Below are 18503 nucleotides of genomic sequence, written 5' to 3' on the forward strand. Positions count from 1 at the left end.
AACGCCGACCAGACCATGACCATCGACCCCTGCAACCTGCAGCTGCTCTACCAGGGCCGCTCGCCGAACTCCGGCGGCGACTACGGGCTGCTGCCCTACCGACCGGGCCTGCTCACCCTGCAGCGCTGACATCGCGAGTCGTGCCCTGCCGGACCGGACCGGCAGGGCACCCCATCAGCACCGGCTGATCATGTTCGAGGAGGGACTCATGAACAGACGCAGAACCAACCACGCCGGGCTCGTGACGGTCGGCGCGGTGCTGCTGGCGTCAGCCGCGGTCGCCGTGGCGGTGCCGGTGTCGGCCGCAGCGGCGGGCTGCGCGGTGAACTACGCCGTGTCGTCGCAGTGGGCGGGTGGGTTCGGCGCCGCCGTCACCGTCACCAACCTCGGGGACCCCGTGACCGGTTGGACGCTGACCTGGTCGTTCAGCGCCGGCCAGACGGTCACGCAGGCGTGGAACACGACATTGACCCAGAGCGGCGCCGCGGTCACCGCCAGAAACGTCGACTACAACGGCTCCGTCGCGACCAACGGCACCGTGTCGTTCGGCTTCAACGGCTCGTGGACCGGCAGCAATCCCGCCCCGACGGGGTTCGTGCTCAACGGGACGGCCTGCACCGGCGGCGTGGTGCCGACCGCCTCGCCCACGGCGACCGCGAGCGCGTCACCCAGCGCCTCACCCAGCGCCGCCCCGAGCAGCTCACCGACCACCACCCCGGACATCACTGTGGACACCGCCGGCAGGTACCAGACGATCGACGGATTCGGGGCCGCGACGTCGATCTGGGGCGGAGCCTGGTCGACCGCCGAGACGCAGACGCTGGTCGGCCTGGGCCAGAACCAGCTCGGCCTGTCGATCGTGCGGACCGGCGTCTCACCGGTCTCCAGCGAGTGGTCGACGCACGTGAACGCCCTGAAGACCGCGAAGTCGTACGGGTCCGGGGTGAAGATCCTCGCGTCGCCGTGGACCGCGCCCGCGGCGTGGAAGACCAACAACAGCCGGGTCAACGGCGGCAAACTGAGGACCGACTACTACGACGACTACGCCAACCACCTCAACAGCTACGTCCAGTACATGCGGGGCCAGGGTGTGCCGATCGACGTCACCTCCGTACAGAACGAACCGGACTGGCACCCCGACTACGACTCCATGGACTGGAGCGGCACGGAACTGCAGACCTTCGTCTGCGCCCAGGGCGCGAGAGTGCAGAACACCAGGCTGATGGTCGCCGAGGCGGTGAACCTCAACTACGGCTACACCGATCCGACGCTGAACGACTCGTGCGCCCGCAACAACATCGGTTACATCGGCGGCCACCTGTACGGCACCGAGTCCTCGGGGCGGCTGGCGCCGTACGCGCGGGCCGCCCAGTACGGCAAGCCGGTGTGGATGACCGAGTGGAACTTCCACGAGGCCGACGGCAGCGGCTCGAACATCTGGGGCAACCCGGCCAACCTGGCGGTCTGGAACGAGACGCTCGACGACATCATGCGCACGGTGCACAAGTCGATGGAGTCGAACTGGAGCGCCTACATCTGGTGGTACGGCAAGCGCTACTACTCGTTCATCGGCGACGGCGAGTCCGCGTACGGCACCACGGCCGGGGCTCCGCTCAAGCGCGGTTACGCGTTCTCCCAGTACGCCAAATATGTCCGACCCGGCTACCAGCGCATCGCCCTGACCAAGAGCGCCAAGGCCGCGCCGCTGGAGGTGACCGCCTACCAGGGCGACGGAAAGATCACCCTGGTGATCCTCAACCGGTCGTCCAGCACCGTCAGCAACGCGGTGATCCAGGCGCCCGCGCAGGTCGCGACGGCGGCGCACTACCTCACGTCCCAGAACGCCAATGCGGCCGGCCAGCCGGTGACCGTCAACGGAGGTCGGGTCACCGTGACCGTCGGCGCCCGCAGCATCTCGACCGTCGTGCTGACCCTCTGAGGTTCCCGCGCGGATCGCATCCGTCGGGTGGGTGGGCTTCGGTCCGTCCACCCGACGGTGCCGCTGCCGAATCGATCGGCTCGCGGAACTATCCGCCGGACTGCCCGTTGGCGTGCAGCCAGGCCTGGTAGTGCGGACGACGGCCGGCATAGGCCCAGTACGCCTCGCGGGCCAGGCGCACCAGCCCGTCGAACATGTGCGCCAGCGGGCCCTCGTCGCGGCAGACCAGCAGGTGCCGCATCTTGACGGGATCACCGGCCAGCGGCCTGACCGCGACGCCGTCGGTGCTGTCGAAGACCGCCTGGCAGGCGGCGATCGCACGCCGCGTGGCGATCAGCTCGCGCAGCGGTTGCGCGTCGGCGACGGTGTACAGCACGCGCGGGCGGAACCCGGCCTGCTCGCAGGCCACGAGGAAGCAGTCGGGCCAGCCGGAGCCGTCCGGCGGGCTCAGCGCCCAGGGCTCATCGGCCAGTGCGGCCAGGTCCACCCGGTCGAGGCCGGCCAGGCGGTGCTGGTGCGACATCGCGACGAACACCGGTTCCACCGCGACGACCTCCGCCAGCACCGAGACCGGCTGGCGCAGCGGAAACCCCGGGTAGTCGACCGTGGCGACGGCGTCCAGCCGTCCGGCCAGCAGCAGCTCCCACAGCAGGCGGGGCGAGTATTCGGTGGTCAGCCGGACCTCGGCTTCGGGCAGCAGGTCGCTGAGGCGGTCGGCCAGGCCGACCGACACCGCGCCGGCGATCCCGCCGAGCCGCACGACCGGCCGCTGCGTCGACGGGTGCCGGCGGACGCCGCTGCGTAGCTCGTCCATGGCCAGCAGCACCCCGCGGGCGCGGGTGAGCAGGTACTGGCCCAGCGGAGTCGGGGTCACGCCGCGGCGGCCGCGCAGGAAGATCTGCGCGCCGAGTTCGCGCTCCACCCGCTGCAGCTGCGCGGTGAGCGCGGGCTGTGAGACGCCGAGCAGGGTCGCGGCCTTGGTCAGGCTGCCGGAGTCGGCGATCACACACAGCGAATGCAAATGGCGCAATTCGAGCTCCACGAGCGGCACGTTATGCCAAGCCGGGCCGGTGGGGAAGGCCGCGCGGGGCGCAGCCATCACGCGGCGGTTATGGCACCTCGGGATTGCCGGTGCTGGGCTGCCGGGCGGCACAGTGAGACACCATCCACGCACCGTCATCGATGTCTCAGGGTCGGCGACGGCGGGCGTTTCCGTACCAGCCCTCGAAGGAGGCGCCGATGCGCCGAAGTCCCCTGCCCCTCGCCGCGACCGCGCTGCTGTCGGCGATCCTGACCCTCACCGCCGCGCCCGCCGCCGCCGCGCCGCAGGACCGGCAGTGGCGGGAGGTGTTCTCGTCCGACGGGACCATCGCCACCATGCTGCTGCCCGCCGAACGCACCACCACGACCAGCCCCGACAGCCGCGCCGCGGCCGCCGCTGCCGCCACGGTGGCGATCCAGGACACCGGGCCGCCGAGCGAGCGCTTCGACCTGGTCATCGTCGGCGACGGGTACACCTCGTCGGAGATGGGCCTGCTGCGCCAGCACGCGCAGGCCAAATGGGACGAGATCGCCGCGACCGCGCCCTGGAGCACGCACCGGGCCTCGGTCAACGTGTGGCTCGTCGAGGTCGTGTCGGCCCAGTCCGGTGTGGACAACGACCCTACCCAGGGGATCAGCCGCAACACCGCGCTCGACATGTACTTCTGGTGCGGCGGCATCGAGCGGCTGCTGTGCCTGAACGAGACCAAGGCCAAGCAGTACGCCGCCCAGGCCCCCGCCGTCGACGCGATCATCGCGGTCGGCAACACCACCAAGTACGGCGGGGCGGGGTATCCGAGTCTGGCGACGGTGTCCGGCGGCAACGCGCGGTCGGGGCAGATCGCGATCCACGAGCTGGGCCATTCGGTGGGCGGGCTCGCCGACGAGTACTGGACCGCCGGCACCACCTACACCGGCGCCGAGCCGCGCGAACCCAATGTCACCAAGTCGTCGGGCTGCGCGAAGTGGTCGGCGTACCTGGGCCGAGCCACCCCGGACGGCGGGGTCATCGGCTGCCACCAGGGCGGGCACCAGTACGCCAACGGGATCTACCGGCCCTCGCAGGACTCGCTGATGCGTACGCTGGGCAAGCCGTTCAACCTGGTCGGCCTGGATGCGATGGACCGGGCCATCCGCGCGAAGATCGGCGGTGGCGGCGGGTGCACCGGATATCAGAACACCCGGACCGGCAGCCTGTCCGGCGGCGGTTCGGCGTACCAGCCCGACGGCACCTACTACTACACCGCGGCGTCGGGCACCCACCGTGCCTGCCTGGACGGTCCCACCGGAGCCGAGTTCAACCTGCAGTTGCAGAAGTGGAACGGCTCTGCGTGGACCGTCGTGGCCAGTGCCGCGACCGGCGGCCCCGACGAGGTGCTGACCTACAGCGGCACCGCCGGGTACTACACGTACCTGCTGCAGTCGGTGTCGGGCTCCGGTTCGTACACCTTCGCCTACAGCGCACCGTGACCGGTCGGGGGCGCCGCCGGGCGCCCCCGCAACGCGGTGCGTTCAGCCGGCCGTGGCGGCCCTGGCCCGCCGGGCCGGTGGCCTGCGGCGGCGCAGCAGCAGGGCGTTGAAGGTGACGATGATGGTGGAGGCGCTCATCAGCAGGGCCGCCCACTGCGGTTGCAGCAGGATGCCCAGGCTCGGGTACAGCACGCCTGCGGCGACCGGAATCGCGAGCAGGTTGTAGATCGCGGCCCAGAACAGGTTCTGCTTGATCTTCTTCCGGACGGCGCGGGCGGTGGACAGGGCGTAGCCGACGTCGGCGGGGTTGTCGCGGATGAGCACGACGTCGGCGGTCTCCACCGCGACGTCGGTGCCGGCGCCGATGGCGACGCCGATGTCGGCCTGGGCAAGGGCGGGGGCGTCGTTGACGCCGTCGCCGACCATGGCGACCTTCGCTCCGGACTGCTGCAGCGCGGTGATGTGACCGGCCTTGTCGGCGGGCAGGACCTCGGCGATGACGGTCTCGATGCCCAGCCGGCGGGCGACGGCTTCGGCGGTGGAGCGCTGATCGCCGGTGAGCATCACGGTGCGGACCCCGGCCCGGTGCAGTTCGGTGATCGCGGTACGGGCCTGGTCGCGGATGGGGTCGGCGACGGCGACGACGCCGGCCGGCCTTCCGTCGGCGGCGACGTACATCGCGGTCTTGCCGTCGGCTGCCAGCGCGGCCGCCTGCGGCTGCAGCCGGGCGACGTCGACGCCGTCGCGCCGCATGAGCCGGGCGTTGCCGATCAGGACCTGGCGTCCGGTGACGGTGGCCGCTACGCCGTGGCCGGGGATCGAGTCGAACGCCTCCGGCGGGGTGAGGTCGAAGCCGCGCTGCCCGGCCGCGTCGACGATCGCCGCGGCGAGGGGGTGCTGTGAGGGCTGGTCGGCACCGGCGGCCAGGCGCAGCAGGTCCTCGTCGGTGAACCCCGCCGCGGGCACCAGGTCGGTGACGGCCGGTTTGCCCTGGGTGAGGGTGCCGGTCTTGTCGAACACGACGGTGTCGATGCCGGCGGTGGCCTCCAGCGCGGTGGCGTTCTTGAACAGCACCCCTCCGCGGGCCCCCTGCCCGACGCCGACGGTGATCGCGGTCGGGGTGGCCAGGGCCAGCGCGTCGGGGCAGGCGATGACGATCGCCGACACCGCCGCGGTGAGCGCGAACCCGACGCCGTGGGCGCCCCACAGCATCCAGGCGGCGAAGGTCAGCGCACCGGCGCCGAGCGCGACGTAGACCAGGTACTTGCCGGCGGTGTCGGCCAGGCGCTGCGCGGGGGCCTTGGACGCCTGCGCGTTCTGGACCATGGCGACGATGCGGGCCAGGGCGGTGTCGGCACCGACGGCGGTCGCGGTGAACGTGAACGCGCCGGTGGTGTTGATGGTGCCGCCGACGACGGTGTCGCCTGCCTGCTTGGCGACCGGCACCGGCTCGCCGGTGATCATCGACTCGTCCACGTAGGACGACCCGTCGGCGACGGTGCCGTCGACGGGGATCTTCGCACCAGGCTTGACGACGATGACGTCACCGGTGACAACCTGGTCGAGCGGGATCTCGGTCTCGTGGCCGTCGCGGCGCACGATCGCCGTCGGCGGCGCCAGCGACAGCAGCGCTTCGACGGCGCGGCCGGTGGCGAAGCGTGAGCGCATCTCCAGCCAGTGTCCGAGCAGGCTCAGCGTGGTCAGCATCGCGGCGGCCTCGAAGAACACCTCGTGCCCGCCGGCCAGGGTCGCGCCGACCGAGTACAGGTAGGCGACGAGGATGCCGACGGCGATCAGGGTCATCATGGTGACCTCGCCGTAGCGCAGCGAGCGGGCGGCCGAGGAGATGAACGGCCAGCCGCCCCACCACACGACCGGGGTGGCCAGGATCAGCCCGAACCAGCCCATCGACAGTCCGAACGGCGGCTGCGACGGCAGGCCGGCCACCTCGCCGATCGGCGAGAACGCGACGATCGGGATGGTGAGGATCGCGCTGATGACGAAGCGGCGCAGCATCGAGTTGACCATGTCGGCGCCGTGACCGGCGTGCTCGTCGTGTCCGTCGTGCTCGGCATGGCCGCCGTGCTGGGCGTCGTCGTGGTCCATGGCGTGTTCGCCGTGGCCGGTGTCGGCACGCGCTGCGGCTACGGTGCCGGGGTCGGCGCTGTGCCCGACGTCGTGGTGTGCGGTGTGGGACTCGGCGGCTGCTGCGGCGGTGTGGCTGGGGTGGTGGCTGTGGGCGTGCGGCTCGTCTGGCGTTCCGGCGGCCGGGTGGCCCGGCTGGCAGCAGGAGGCGTCGCAGTCGACGCACTGGCAGCCGTACCCGTGGCTGCTCAGTAACTGCCGGATCGTGGCCGGGTCGGTGCGGTGCGGGTGGTAGGTCACGTGCACGACGGCACGGGTGCGGTCGGCGTGGGCCGCGGTGATCGCAGGTTGCGCGGTGAGGAACCGCTCGAGGGCGGCCAGTTCGGTGGCGCAGAAGCAGAAATCCAGCGCGACCTCGGCGACCCGGGTGCCCTGTTCGGAGCCGCGGTCGTGGTGGCCGGTGTGGTCGTTCATGTCGGTCCCCCATACCGTCTTCTCTAGATCCACTTCGGAACATACCCCGTTGGGGTAGGGCCCACCCGTGGTTCTGATCGTTCGTGAGCCGCCGGTGGCTATACCCCCAAGGGGTATCTGAGCGCTGCCCGAACACTAACATACCCCCGGGGGGTTTCGCTATAGTGGTGCCATGACGACGCAGACGCACCCCGCCGAGCCTGCCGCCCCGAGGCCCACCCGCGGTTACACCGCCAGCAAGGACCAGCTGCTGACCCGCATCCGCCGGATCGAGGGCCAGGTCCGCGGCATCGAGAAGATGGTCGAAGAGGACCGGTACTGCATCGACGTGCTCACCCAGATCTCGGCGATCCAGGCCGCGTTGGACAAGGTCGGGCTCGGCCTGCTCGACGGACACGCCCGCCACTGCATGCACGAAGGCGCCGAGCAGGGACGCGCCGACGAGATGGCCACCGAGATGATGGCCGCGGTCGGACGGCTGATGAAGCGCGGCTGAGCCGGCCATCGCGTCGTCGCGCGGCGGGCGCCCGATCACGGGCGCCCGCCGCGTGCCGCTTACCGGAACCACCGGCCGGGTGTGACGGCCTTCATGGTCTCGCCCATAGACACCCCCCGGGGGTATGATAGGGTGACCTCGATATACCCCCCTGGGGTATACAGCCGAAGGGAGTGGCGATGGAGACCGTATACACCGTCAAGGGCATGACCTGCGGACACTGCGTCAGCTCGGTCAGCGCCGAGGTCGGCAGGATCGACGGCGTGACCGGTGTGCGAATCGACCTGACGACCGGTGCGGTCGCCGTGACCAGCACCGAACCCCTCGCCCGGGCCGCGGTCGCCGCCGCGGTCGACGAGGCGGGCTACGAACTGATCGGAGCACAGTCATGAACACCCCGCTCAAGCTGAGCCTGTTCGGGCTCGGCCTGGCCGCGGTGTTCGCAGCGTCGTACGGGGCCGGTCATCTGGCCGGCCCCTCCCCCGCCGCCGCGGGCGACACCCACGCCGCGGCCACGGCACACGGCGGCCACGACGCGGCACCGGCCACCACCGCACCCGCGATTCCCGGAGGGCTGCAGACCACTCAGGACGGCTACCGGCTGCAGCCGCTGACCACGGCCCTGTCCACCGGCTCGCCCGCCCCGCTGCGGCTGGCGGTCCTGGGCCCGGACGGCAAACCGGTGACCGCCTACACCCCGACGCACGACAAGGACCTGCACCTGATCGCCGTCCGCCGGGACCTGACCGGTTTCCAGCACGTCCACCCGACACTGGGCACCGACGGCGTATGGCAGATCGACCTGAAGGCACCCGCTGCCGGGCAGTACCGTCTGTTCGCCGACTTCCAGCCGGCGGGCCGCGACCGGCCGCTGACCCTGGGCGTGGACCTGCCCGCCGCGGGTGACTACCGGCCGCAGCCGCTGCCCGCGCCCGGCCGCACGGCGACCGTCGACGGCTACACCGTGACCCTCGACGGCGACCTCGTCGCCGGGACGTCGTCAAAGCTGACCCTGACCGTGGCCAGGGACGGCAAACCCGTCACCGACCTGCAGCCCTACCTTGCCGCGTACGGCCACCTGGTGGCGCTGCGCGACGGTGACCTGGCCTACCTGCACGTGCACCCCGACGGTGAACCCGGCGACGGACACACCGCGGCCGGGCCGCAGATCGTCTTCCACGCCGACGTCCCCTCCGACGGGGCCTACCGGCTGTTCCTGGACTTCCGGCATGCGGGCGTCGTACGGACCGCGGCGTTCACCGCAGCCGCCGGGCAGACCCCGCCCGCCACGACCGCTTCGGCGCCCGCGCCCAGCGCATCGCCGCACGGACACGAAGGAGGCCACTGATGAGCCAGAGCACGCAGCTCACCTACGCCACCCGGCGGATCGAGCTGTCCATCGGCGGCATGACCTGCGCCTCCTGCGCCGCGCGGATCGAGAAGAAGCTCAACCGCATGGACGGGGTCACCGCGAGCGTCAACTACGCCACCGAGAAGGCGTCGGTCACCTTCCCCGACACGCTGTCGGCCGATGACCTGATCGCCACGGTCGAGGCGACCGGCTACTCCGCCGCCGTCCCGGCCACCGAACCGGGCGAGGCAGGCGAGCCGGTCGACGAGCTGGCGAGGCTGCGGCAGCGGCTGTGGGTCTCGGCAGTGCTCGCGGTGCCGGTCGTGCTGCTGGCGATGGTGCCGGCGTGGCAGTTCACGAACTGGCAGTGGCTGTCGCTGACCATGGCCGCACCGGTCGTGGTGTACGGCGGAGCGCCGTTCCACCGCGCCGCATGGGTCAACCTGCGTCACGGCGCCGCGACCATGGACACCCTGATCTCGGTCGGGACCCTGGCCGCGTTCGGGTGGTCGCTGTGGGCGCTGTTCTTCGGGACCGCCGGCCGGCCGGGTATGACGCATCCGTTCAGCCTGTCGATCTCGCGCAGCGACGGCGGTGGCAACATCTACCTGGAGGTCGCCGCCGCGGTCACGGTGTTCATCCTGGCCGGGCGGTTCTTCGAGGCCCGGTCCAAGCGCCGCGCGGGTGCGGCCCTGCGGGCGCTGCTGGAACTGGGCGCAAAGGACGTCACCGTGCTGCGCGACGGCCGCGCGCAGCGCATCCCGGTCGCTCAGCTGGCCGTCGGGGACCTGTTCGTGGTCCGGCCCGGGGAGAAGATCGCCACCGACGGTGTCGTCACCGACGGCAGCTCGGCCGTCGACGCGTCGATGCTGACCGGCGAGTCGGTGCCGGTCGAGGTCGGCCCCGGTGATCAGGTGGTCGGCGCGACCGTCAACGTCGGCGGGCGGTTGGTCGTGCGGGCGGCCCGGGTCGGGGCCGACACGCAGCTGGCGCAGATGGCGCGGCTGGTCGAGCAGGCCCAGACCGGCAAGGCCGCCGCGCAGCGCCTCGCGGACCGGATCTCGGCGGTGTTCGTCCCGATCGTCATCGCCCTCGCGGTGGCGACCCTGGGGTACTGGCTCGGGACCGGCGACGGCGTCGCGGCGGCGTTCACCGCCGCGGTAGCCGTGCTGATCATCGCGTGCCCGTGCGCGTTGGGCCTGGCCACCCCGACCGCGCTGCTGGTCGGCACCGGCCGCGGCGCACAGCTCGGCATCCTGATCAAAGGGCCGGAGGTCTTGGAGTCCACCCGCCGCGTCGACACGGTGGTCCTCGACAAGACCGGCACCGTGACCACGGGCCGGATGACTCTCGTCGACGTCGTCACCACCGAAGGCACTGACCGCGCGACAGCGCTACGGCTGGCCGGGGCCGCCGAGGCCGCCTCCGAGCATCCGATCGCGCAGGCTGTCGCCGCGGCCGCGGCGACGGCAGGCGACCTGCCGGCGGTGTCGGGGTTCGCCAACACCCAGGGCCTGGGCGTCACGGGAACCGTCGACGGCGTCGCCGTGGTCGTGGGCCGGGCAGCGCTGCTGGCCGAGCACGGCCTGGCCGTGCCCGCCGAACTCGAAGCGGCGCGGCAGGCCGCCGAACGCGCCGGGCACACGGCGGTGCTGGCCGGCTGGGACGGCGCGGCGCGGGCGGTGTTCGCCGTCGCCGACGTGGTAAAACCGACCAGCGCGCAGGCGGTGGCCGGGCTGCGCGCGCTGGGACTGGCCCCGGTGCTGCTGACCGGCGACAACACCACCGTCGCCACGGCGATCGCCGCCGAAGTCGGTATCGACGAGGTGATCGCCGAGGTCCTTCCGGCGGAGAAGGTGGCCGTCGTCAAACGGCTGCAGGCACAGGGCAAGGTCGTGGCGATGGTCGGTGACGGTGTCAACGACGCGGCTGCCCTCGCCCAGGCCGACCTCGGCCTGGCGATGGGCACCGGCACCGACGCCGCGATCGAGGCCGCGGACCTGACCCTGGTCCGCGGTGACCTGATGGCCTCCGTCGACGCGATCCGGCTGTCGCGCCGCACCCTGGCGACGATCAGGACGAACCTGTTCTGGGCGTTCGCCTACAACGTCGCAGCGCTGCCGCTGGCGGCGCTGGGGCTGCTCAACCCGATGATCGCCGGTGCGGCGATGGCGCTGTCGTCGGTGTTCGTCGTGTCCAACAGCCTGCGGCTGCGCGGCTTCACCACCGTCACCGCACGCTGATGCTCCTGCCGGTGGCGCCGCCGTACGGTGACGCCACCGGCTCATGCCGCGCAGGAGGATGCCGGGGACAATGGGAGCACGGGGAGCCGGCCGCGCGGGTGCGGCGGCTCAGCCCGGCCGGCGGGGGGCCGGCGTTCGAGGAGCGGAGGATGGACGTGGACCGGGTCCTGGCGGTACGTCCCAGCGATGAGGAGTCTGACGGCGGCCCGCAGACGCCCTCGGCGGGCCGATGAGCGCGCTCGCGGTGAACCTGGCGGTCAGCGCCTGCGCGGCGCTGGCGGTGGTGCTGGTGGCGTTCGCGTTCGGGGTGGTGCTGGGCCGTCACCGGGGCGTCGACATCGCGTGGGGACTCGGCTTCGCCGCGGTGGCCGTGACCACGTACCTGCTGTCGGCCGGTGACGGTGACCCGGTGCGCCGCGCCGTGGTCACCGCGCTGACCGTGGTGTGGGGACTGCGACTGGCGGCGCACATCGCCTGGCGCGGCTGGGGGCATGGCGAGGACCGCCGCTACGAACGGCTGCTGGCCCGCGCCCCGGGCAACCGGCACATCTACGCCCTGGGCGTGGTCTACCTGCTGCAAGGCGCGCTGATCTGGTTCATCTCCCTGCCCGTGCAGGTAGCGCAGTACTCATCGGACCCCGCCGACGCGTGGCTGGCCGTGGGCGTGGTCGTATGGCTGGTCGGTTTCGGGTTCGAGACCGTCGGCGACGCGCAGCTGCTGCGGTTCACCCGCGACCCTGCCAACGCCGGGCAGGTTCTCGACACGGGCCTGTGGCGCTACACCCGCCACCCGAACTACTTCGGTGACGCCTGCGTCTGGTGGGGCCTGTACCTGCTCGCCGCCACCAGTGGCTGGGCGGGCGCCGCCACGATCCTGTCCCCGCTGCTGATGACCTGGTTCCTGGCCGCCAAGACCGGAAAACCGCTGCTGGAGGCGAGCCTGCTGCAGCGGCGGCCCGGATACGCCGACTATGTCGACCGCACCAGTGGGTTCATCCCGCTACCACCGCGCTCACCGTGACATCGCTACCGTTCGAATCGCAGTTCGCACCGGTCGACGGTGCCCAGCGCCGGGTCGCTGTGTTGGTGTTCGAACCACACGGACAGTGCCGTCGGTCCGACCCGGACCAGCAACGCCCGGCCGCCGTACCCGTCGCTGAGCTCGACGGCGTCCGTGCCGGACTGCTCGGCGTCGAGCAGGGCGGGCAGCTCGACCGGTGAGTCGTCGCGGTGCAGTCCACTGGCCGGCACCATTGCCGACATGATCATCAGCCAGCCGCTCGGTGTGCGCAGGGTGCCACCGAGGAAGGGCTTGGTCAGCGGCGCGGAGACGAAGTCCCAGAAGGCGTCGGAGCTGAGGAGACGCTCGGTGGAACCAGCGGCCGTCGGGTAGTCGGCGTCGCCGGCGGGACCGCCCTGGCGAGTCGCCAGGAGAAGTCCGGTCGGCGTGCGGAAGACCGTGTGCCGGCCGGTTTCTCCCATGGTGACGCCGAGGCCCCGGCGCCCGGCACCGAGGTCGACCTCGACCACGTCGTCGTCCAGGGATTCGAGCAGCACGCGATGCCAGTCCGAGCCCTCCGAGTCGTACGGGTCCGATGACGTCGCGTTGGTGTCACCCGCCCAGTCGCCGACCTCGCCGGCGTCGGCCAGGAGGAAGGTCGCGCATCCCCCACCACTGCTGATGGCCCGACCCAGCAGCTCCAGCGCGGCACCAGCAGATGGGTTCACCTGTACTCCAAAGTCCTGTCGGCGATGACCGTGGCCGCCCGACGCCGCGGGCGAACCCGTTCCGCGGAGAGTGCCATGAACGGGAGAGTACGCATTCGGCCGTCACCACCGCTTGGCCGGTGCCTGCCAACCGTTATCCAGATTCGAGATCGAGGTCGGGCGCTCAGCCGTGCCCCCACGTGGCCGCATTCTTAAGCTACGGTGAGCCGCGATGATCGCTCCGATTGGCAGACTGTCCATCCAGGAAGGACACCGCTATGCCTTCTCGTACCATCAGGCGTATCGCCCCCGTCGTGATCGCTGGGGCGATTACCGTGGCCACCACCCTGATCACATCACCGGCTAAAGCGACCGACACCAGTTTCATGGACGACTACTACCATGGCAGCGGCGCCTTGGCTGTTCGTGTGACCGGCGGCATCACCTGGCACAATCGCTCGGTGACGCTTACCGGAGTCAAGCTGTTCGTCAAGAGCGGGGAGTGCGGACGGGCTCTCTTCAAAGGGTGGGCGGGAAGCACCATGGCGGATTTGAAGAACACTGAGGCCGACGGCCTCGAGTGCTCTCCTGTGTCCACGGCCCAAGGCAAGTGGCATGACATTCCGGACTTCACGCTCGACGGCGGCAGCTACACCGGTGGCATTCGGGAAATCGATGTCGAGGTCGTCGACGTGACACACAGCGGTTCCGACGGCTCGTCCTGGTTCTACCGCGACTGACAGCCGAGGTCGCGCATCAGCGGCCCGTTCGCGCCTGAACGGTGGGGTTGGGAATGGCCCGAAGCCAGCTGTGGCGCGTGTTCGACACGTGATGACAGTGGGCACGTCCGGCGATGGGATGTGCCCACTGAACCGGTCAGGCCGGCCGGTTTCGAACCGACGAACCCTCGACCCCAGGACGGGTGACCGAGCATCGACGCACGCTTGATCGATCACCGGCTGAGTGTCGGATAGCCGAACCGGCGGCAGTCGCCCATCGCATAGTGCGGCGGCTACCCGGGCCGCATGCTCGGTCGATGGCGGACACTGCGGCCGGGCTGTCCCGGCGACGGGCACTGGCGGGCCTGGGCGGGCTCGCGGCGTTGACGCTGCTGCCGGGCTGCCGGGAGGCGATCGAGGCCGCGGCCGGCAGCTGCCCGGAGGATCCGGCCGAGTCCGGGGGCGTCACGTGGAACCCCGACATCGGCCGCCCCGTGTTCTGGGGGGTGCAGGACCTGACCGCGGCCGTCCACGGCACGCCGCGCGACGTGCGCGTGTACTACCCGAGCTACGACGGCGCGACCGCGAACGCCCCCATGCTCAAGCTGTGCCTGACGAAGTGGCCGGTGGTGCTGTTCCTGCACGGGCAGCCGCCGCAGGGCGTGTCGAACACCGGCTACCACGTGCGCTGGGAGCGGTTCGCGGCGGTGCTGGCCCGATGCGGGTACGTGGTGGTGGTGCCCAGCCACACCGCGGTGCTGTCGCAGGGTGCCGACGACCCCGCCATCGCGGCGGCGGCCGCGGACCTGGCGTGGGTGCGCAACCAGTGGGAGCACCGGCGCTGGGTCGACACGCGGCCGGAGTCGACCGCCGTGGTCGGACACTCCTACGGCGGGGTGCTGGGCTCACGGGTGATGGCGGCCAACCCGGCGTTCGCCGCGTTCGCCAGCCTCGGCGCGCCGTACGCGGAACTGAACGACCGGCAGGCGGTGCTCACGGCGATCGGCCGGCCGACGTTCTTCGCCTGGGCCGACGGCGACGGTCTCGGCCTGGCCTTCGAGGACCTGGACCGGCCGACGAAGGTCTGGGACGGCCTGCCCCAGCCCCGCTACGCGGCCGTGTACCAGGGCGAGCACTTCGACTACCTGCGCGCCGCCGACACGGGCTCGGCCCTGCGCGGCCCGTGTCCGCTGGTCGGCGGGGCGATGGCGGACCTGGTCGCGCTGTTCCTGTCCACGCACCTGCCGGTGCCGCTGGGCCGCACCCGGGTCGGCGACGACCTGAAACCGCCGCAGGTGGACCTGACCCCGGAGCAGGAGCGGTTCGCCGGCGCGCACCTGCAGGGCGTCGCGCAGTTCCAGGCGGCCCCGGGCTGCCGCCTCGACCTGCGCTGGAACCTCGACGGCAGGACCGGGTCCCGCCGTCTGGGCCCATGAGCGGCTGTCAGGTGTGGCACTTCACGCAGACGACGATCACGTCATCGGGGAGTTCGGCCAGCATGGGCAGCAGGTCGCCCGGATGGGTGGGCATGTCTGCTCGATGCGGGCAACTCTCCCAGGTGTCGCAGCTGCCGTGCGTCGCCTGGCCGTCCTGCTGCACCCACCAGCCGTCCAGGGTGAGCAGGTCGGTCCGATGCGCCGCGAGCCGGGCTGCGGTGGCCAGGAGCTCGTCGCGACCGGCGGCGAACAGCCGGGTCAGGTCCTCCCCGTAGCCGAGCACCGTTTCCAGCTGATCCCACGGGTGGACGGCCAGGAACTCCTTGACCAGCGGCTGGACCTCATAGCCGTGCCGCCGCGTCGCGATGTCGTCGAACAGGTTGATCAGACTGATCTCACCGAAGGTCTCCAGGGGCCGCGGCGGGGCGTACCGCGCCGACAGCTGTTGCCAGAGATCACACATGTCGGCCGCCAGACCGACCATGTGGTCACGTGCCCCGGCTAGTTCGAGCGACCCGACCGGGCCGCCGGCGCACAGGCCCGCCCTGCTCGGGAGCGGCATGCCGTCGTACCGCGGCGCATCGTGCACCAGCCACGGGTCGTCCTCGGCGCCGGGGCGGATCCAGAATCCGCTGCCGTCGCTGCCGCCGCGGATCGTCCACGAGTCCCAGACATCTCGTTCGTCCGGATGACCCTGCATCGCCTCGAACGGTGCGAGCGCGTCCGCGAGGGCGGCGTCGACCTCGTTTCGCCGGTGCGCGGGAAGGCACACTGTGACGCGGGTGGAGCCCATCTGGTCTCCTTTCTGCAACGCGAATACATCAGCCGGGAAGTGGCGCGACCACGTCGCTGTTCGACGCGACCGGCACCTGGTGCGGCTACGAGGACCGCCACGGTCGATTCACCGGCTCCACTACTCGCGGTCATGCCCCGCCGCTGTGGCGTCTGGGACAGGAATCGCCGCCAGCAGTCGTATCAGCTGCCAGCGCGCTTCTTCCCAGGAGGCTGTACGCCGCAGGCCCGCGGCATCGCCGGAGTCCGCACTTCGCGCCGTCCAGGCCGCGACCAACTGTCGGCCCTCCCGGGCCACGTCGAGCACTCCAGGCTGGTAGTGCTGCCTGGCTCGGACGCCGTGCTCCTCCAGCGCTCGCTGGCAGGTCGCGTCGACCGCGAGCTTGGCGATCCACATGACGCGGTCCGCCTGGCTCGAGCCGTCGCCACGCGTGGCGAAGAAGACGTGGTGCGCCTCAGCCAGCCGCTCGATAGAGCCGCCCCTGGTGAGCAAATCGTGCGCCGCACCCAGGTACTTCGACGCGGCGGCACGCTCCGTTTCACTCAGCGCCTCACCGCATACGCCGAGGACGTGCTCGGCGTACGCGAACGCCAGTTCGGAGCGCTGCCGGTCGTCGAGGCGGCCGAGCAGTTCGGCCAGCAGGCGTGGAACCACTATCAATTCCATGAGCCCCTGCCCCGGTTCAGCGCCTGCAGCATTTCGGCGGGCGTACCCGCCGCAAATTCGATCTTATCGAGCCCGAACCGGCGAGCATCAGGGTCGTGCGCGAGCTGTGCGCAGCGCGGCGTCCAGCGCTGCGAGATGGTCTGCGACCCGGCCGACCGTCAGTGCTCCGCTGGCCGCGCCGGCCCACTCCGCCGCCGCCGGGAGCAGCGCCCGCCTGACCCGCTCCATGGTTTCCGGATCGCCGGCGGCGATGGCGGCGCGGCCCAGCAGGCACCACAGCGCTTCAGCGAGCAGGTCCGCGGGCGGATCCGGCACGTCGGCGAGCCGGGCCGGGGGACGCGCCCACGGCTCGTACGGCCCCCAGTCCTCATCGCCGGCCTCCGGTGGCAGTCCCCGGCGCAGCCGCATCCCGAGCAGTGCCAGCGGCAGCAGCCCGTCGCGCATACCGGGCATCCCCGCATCGTCCAGCCGAGCACCCGCCTCCCGGTAGAGCAGCTCGGCCCGGTCGTCACCGGCCAGGTCGGCCCGCAGCGCCCGGTACCAGCGGGTGAACACGGCGACCAGCGGCCGCTCGTGCCGGGCGGCCAGGTCGTCGGCGGCGTGCGCGTGCTGGTCGGCCCGGTCGAACGCGGCCACGGCGCAACTCGACTGCAGCCTGATCAGGTGACCGAGCACCTCGACGCTGGCCAGGTCGTGCCGGCTCGCCAGGCCGACCAGTTCGGCGCCGATCCGGTCCCGGGCCGCCGATCCGCCGGTGCTGGCGAAGCTCTGCATGAACACGCCGTTCAACGCGAACGCCAGCAGCGCGGGGTCGTTGCTGGCGCGGGCGATCGCCTCGGCCTGCCGGGCGCACTGCGCCGGCCGTGGGTCGCGGGTGCCCCGCGATTCGATCGCGATGGTGGCCAGCAGCCGGGCCCGGACCGGGTCCGGCCGGGTCGGCGGGAGGATCGCCAGGGCCCGTTCCGCCGCGGCGACGATGGCGGCCGCCTGCTGCGCGTCATCGGCACGGGGCCAGATCGCCGGTACGTCGTAGGCGCCGATCACCCGCGCGGTCAGTTCCGGGTCGCCGAGCTGCTCGGCGGCCGCGACCGCTGCGGCCCGCTGCTCACGGGCCACCTCAAGGCCGCCGGCGCCGGTGACCGCGAGGTTGCGCAGCATGCCGACCGCCGACTCCAGCCGCATCCGGGCTCCGCCGCCGACCCGTTCGTAGGCGGAGGTGACCCGGGTCAGCACCTCGGCGGCCGGGTCCGGCCGGCCGGGGCCGTCCAGGCTCGGCTCCTGCCGCAGGATGTCGGTCTCCAGGGTGCGCAGCGCCGGGCCGGGCTCGACGCCGAGGTGGCCGGCGAGCAGCTCACGGGCCCGGCGCAGCACCGCGAGGGCATCACCCTGGCGACCCGACCGGTACAGGGCCAGGGCCAGCAGCCCCCACCCGTGCTCGCGCCACGGATGTGCGGTGACGTGCCCGTCCAGGTCCGCCACGGCCCGGTCGGCCTGTCCGAGGTCGAGTTGGGCTTGTGCGCGTCGTTCGACGGCTTGCAGGCGCAATTCGGAAAGGCGGGACCGGTCGGCGCGCGGCCAGGCGGCGTCCGGGAAGTCCGCGTACGCGGGACCGCGCCACCAGGACAGCGCCTCGTCCAGCAGTGCCGGCGCCGTGACCGGGTCCGCCGTCGCGGCCTCGGCCACGGCCTGCTCGAACCGCCAGGCGTCCACCTGATCGGGTGCGCACTTCAGCGCGTACCCCAGGCCCTGGGTGACCAGTAACGTAGCCGGTGCCCGCGGCGGGCGGTCCGGCTCGACGGCCTTGCGCAGCGCCGCCACGAACGTCCGCACCGCGGCCACCGCGCCCTCGGGCGGCGCGACCCACAGGTCATCGATGAGATCATTCACGGGTACGGTCCGGCCGCGCGCCACCAGGAGCCGGCCCAGCACCGCGCGATGCATCGGACCTTTCAGCGCGACCGGCCGACGCTGCGCGTCCTCGGCGGTCACCGGCCCGAGGACGCCGAAAGTGATCCGCCCGCCGTGCATCCCGCCACGCTATCGCGGATCCCCCGCTCAGTCGGTCAGCAGCGTCCTGCCGGCT

The 18503-nt window shown here is 71.8% G+C and carries 14 protein-coding genes and 1 pseudogene; 9 read left to right on the top strand and 6 right to left on the bottom strand.

The genetic code is table 11. From position 1 onward, the window contains the following. Positions 1 to 208: 208 nt before the first annotated feature. Entirely contained in the window at positions 209 to 1939 is a 1731-nt protein-coding gene (locus tag AB0B66_RS20580; RefSeq protein WP_360531914.1) for a cellulose binding domain-containing protein, read from the top strand. Positions 1940 to 2027: 88 nt separating this feature from the next. On the opposite strand, the gene AB0B66_RS20585 is transcribed toward AB0B66_RS20580, so the two are convergent. Then, the gene (locus AB0B66_RS20585; RefSeq protein ID WP_360531917.1) at positions 2028 to 2981 is read right to left on the bottom strand and encodes a LysR family transcriptional regulator; all 954 of its coding nucleotides are present in this window, start codon (positions 2979 to 2981) and stop codon (positions 2028 to 2030) included. A 197-nt stretch (positions 2982 to 3178) separates the two neighbouring features. Between AB0B66_RS20585 and AB0B66_RS20590 the strand changes: the two are divergent. Further along, positions 3179 to 4135: pseudogene (locus AB0B66_RS20590) on the top strand (M64 family metallopeptidase); the annotation flags it as partial. A 357-nt stretch (positions 4136 to 4492) separates the two neighbouring features. Here AB0B66_RS20590 and AB0B66_RS20595 read toward each other — a convergent pair. Continuing rightward, positions 4493 to 7009 (bottom strand): copper-translocating P-type ATPase, encoded by a 2517-nt coding sequence (locus AB0B66_RS20595; RefSeq protein WP_360531920.1) that lies wholly within the window; start codon positions 7007 to 7009, stop codon positions 4493 to 4495. Between the two features lie 172 nt (positions 7010 to 7181). Here AB0B66_RS20595 and AB0B66_RS20600 point away from each other — a divergent pair, with 172 nt between their 5' ends. The 5 genes from AB0B66_RS20600 to AB0B66_RS20620 all read left to right on the top strand — a co-directional run bounded on the left by AB0B66_RS20600 (position 7182) and on the right by AB0B66_RS20620 (position 12120). Beyond that, entirely contained in the window at positions 7182 to 7505 is a 324-nt protein-coding gene (locus AB0B66_RS20600) for a metal-sensitive transcriptional regulator (RefSeq protein WP_360531923.1), read from the top strand. A 179-nt stretch (positions 7506 to 7684) separates the two neighbouring features. Beyond that, on the top strand, positions 7685 to 7897 hold the full coding sequence (locus AB0B66_RS20605) for a cation transporter (RefSeq protein WP_360531926.1): 213 nt from the start codon (positions 7685 to 7687) through the stop codon (positions 7895 to 7897). Next, entirely contained in the window at positions 7894 to 8853 is a 960-nt protein-coding gene (locus tag AB0B66_RS20610) for a hypothetical protein (protein ID WP_360531929.1), read from the top strand. Before AB0B66_RS20605 ends, AB0B66_RS20610 begins: the two co-directional genes overlap by 4 nt. After that, positions 8853 to 11099 carry a heavy metal translocating P-type ATPase gene (locus tag AB0B66_RS20615; RefSeq protein ID WP_360531932.1) on the top strand — a complete coding sequence of 749 codons (2247 nt, stop codon included), beginning with the start codon at positions 8853 to 8855 and terminating at the stop codon, positions 11097 to 11099. The genes AB0B66_RS20610 and AB0B66_RS20615 overlap by 1 nt, the downstream gene beginning before the upstream one ends. Before the next feature lie 229 nt (positions 11100 to 11328). Beyond that, complete coding sequence (locus AB0B66_RS20620; protein ID WP_360531935.1) at positions 11329 to 12120, top strand: DUF1295 domain-containing protein; 792 nt, start codon at positions 11329 to 11331, stop codon at positions 12118 to 12120. A gap of 5 nt (positions 12121 to 12125) precedes the next feature. Here AB0B66_RS20620 and AB0B66_RS20625 read toward each other — a convergent pair whose 3' ends face one another. After that, a complete protein-coding gene (locus AB0B66_RS20625; RefSeq protein WP_360531938.1) occupies positions 12126 to 12827 on the bottom strand; it encodes a hypothetical protein in 702 nt (233 codons plus the stop codon). A 314-nt stretch (positions 12828 to 13141) separates the two neighbouring features. Here AB0B66_RS20625 and AB0B66_RS20630 point away from each other — a divergent pair, with 314 nt between their 5' ends. Together AB0B66_RS20630 and AB0B66_RS20635 are read left to right on the top strand one after the other, a co-directional pair. Then, positions 13142 to 13546 carry a hypothetical protein gene (locus AB0B66_RS20630; protein WP_360531941.1) on the top strand — a complete coding sequence of 135 codons (405 nt, stop codon included), beginning with the start codon at positions 13142 to 13144 and terminating at the stop codon, positions 13544 to 13546. A gap of 296 nt (positions 13547 to 13842) precedes the next feature. Then, a complete protein-coding gene (locus tag AB0B66_RS20635; RefSeq protein ID WP_360531944.1) occupies positions 13843 to 14961 on the top strand; it encodes a hypothetical protein in 1119 nt (372 codons plus the stop codon). A 7-nt stretch (positions 14962 to 14968) separates the two neighbouring features. On the opposite strand, the gene AB0B66_RS20640 is transcribed toward AB0B66_RS20635, so the two are convergent. From AB0B66_RS20640 to AB0B66_RS20650, 3 genes are all read right to left on the bottom strand, one after another. Beyond that, positions 14969 to 15754 carry a hypothetical protein gene (locus AB0B66_RS20640; RefSeq protein ID WP_360531947.1) on the bottom strand — a complete coding sequence of 262 codons (786 nt, stop codon included), beginning with the start codon at positions 15752 to 15754 and terminating at the stop codon, positions 14969 to 14971. A 120-nt stretch (positions 15755 to 15874) separates the two neighbouring features. Continuing rightward, the gene (locus tag AB0B66_RS20645) at positions 15875 to 16420 is read right to left on the bottom strand and encodes a hypothetical protein (protein WP_360531950.1); all 546 of its coding nucleotides are present in this window, start codon (positions 16418 to 16420) and stop codon (positions 15875 to 15877) included. A gap of 87 nt (positions 16421 to 16507) precedes the next feature. Next, positions 16508 to 18448 (bottom strand): BTAD domain-containing putative transcriptional regulator, encoded by a 1941-nt coding sequence (locus AB0B66_RS20650; protein WP_360531953.1) that lies wholly within the window; start codon positions 18446 to 18448, stop codon positions 16508 to 16510. Positions 18449 to 18503 lie beyond the last annotated feature (55 nt).

The organism is Catellatospora sp. NPDC049111 (assembly GCF_040648615.1).
In the GTDB taxonomy this organism is placed as follows: Bacteria; Actinomycetota; Actinomycetes; order Mycobacteriales; family Micromonosporaceae; genus Catellatospora; species Catellatospora aurea.

Excerpts from the sequence above, each read along its gene's own strand:
- AB0B66_RS20580 (WP_360531914.1), top strand. The coding sequence starts at position 209 with ATGAACAGACGCAGAACCAACCACGCCGGGCTCGTGACGGTCGGCGCG.
- AB0B66_RS20595 (WP_360531920.1), bottom strand. The coding sequence starts at position 7,009 with ATGAACGACCACACCGGCCACCACGACCGCGGCTCCGAACAGGGCACC.
- AB0B66_RS20600 (WP_360531923.1), top strand. The coding sequence starts at position 7,182 with ATGACGACGCAGACGCACCCCGCCGAGCCTGCCGCCCCGAGGCCCACC.
- AB0B66_RS20605 (WP_360531926.1), top strand. The coding sequence starts at position 7,685 with ATGGAGACCGTATACACCGTCAAGGGCATGACCTGCGGACACTGCGTC.
- AB0B66_RS20610 (WP_360531929.1), top strand. The coding sequence starts at position 7,894 with ATGAACACCCCGCTCAAGCTGAGCCTGTTCGGGCTCGGCCTGGCCGCG.
- AB0B66_RS20615 (WP_360531932.1), top strand. The coding sequence starts at position 8,853 with ATGAGCCAGAGCACGCAGCTCACCTACGCCACCCGGCGGATCGAGCTG.
- AB0B66_RS20620 (WP_360531935.1), top strand. The coding sequence starts at position 11,329 with ATGAGCGCGCTCGCGGTGAACCTGGCGGTCAGCGCCTGCGCGGCGCTG.
- AB0B66_RS20635 (WP_360531944.1), top strand. The coding sequence starts at position 13,843 with ATGGCGGACACTGCGGCCGGGCTGTCCCGGCGACGGGCACTGGCGGGC.
- AB0B66_RS20640 (WP_360531947.1), bottom strand. The coding sequence starts at position 15,754 with ATGGGCTCCACCCGCGTCACAGTGTGCCTTCCCGCGCACCGGCGAAAC.
- AB0B66_RS20645 (WP_360531950.1), bottom strand. The coding sequence starts at position 16,420 with ATGGAATTGATAGTGGTTCCACGCCTGCTGGCCGAACTGCTCGGCCGC.
- AB0B66_RS20650 (WP_360531953.1), bottom strand. The coding sequence starts at position 18,448 with ATGCACGGCGGGCGGATCACTTTCGGCGTCCTCGGGCCGGTGACCGCC.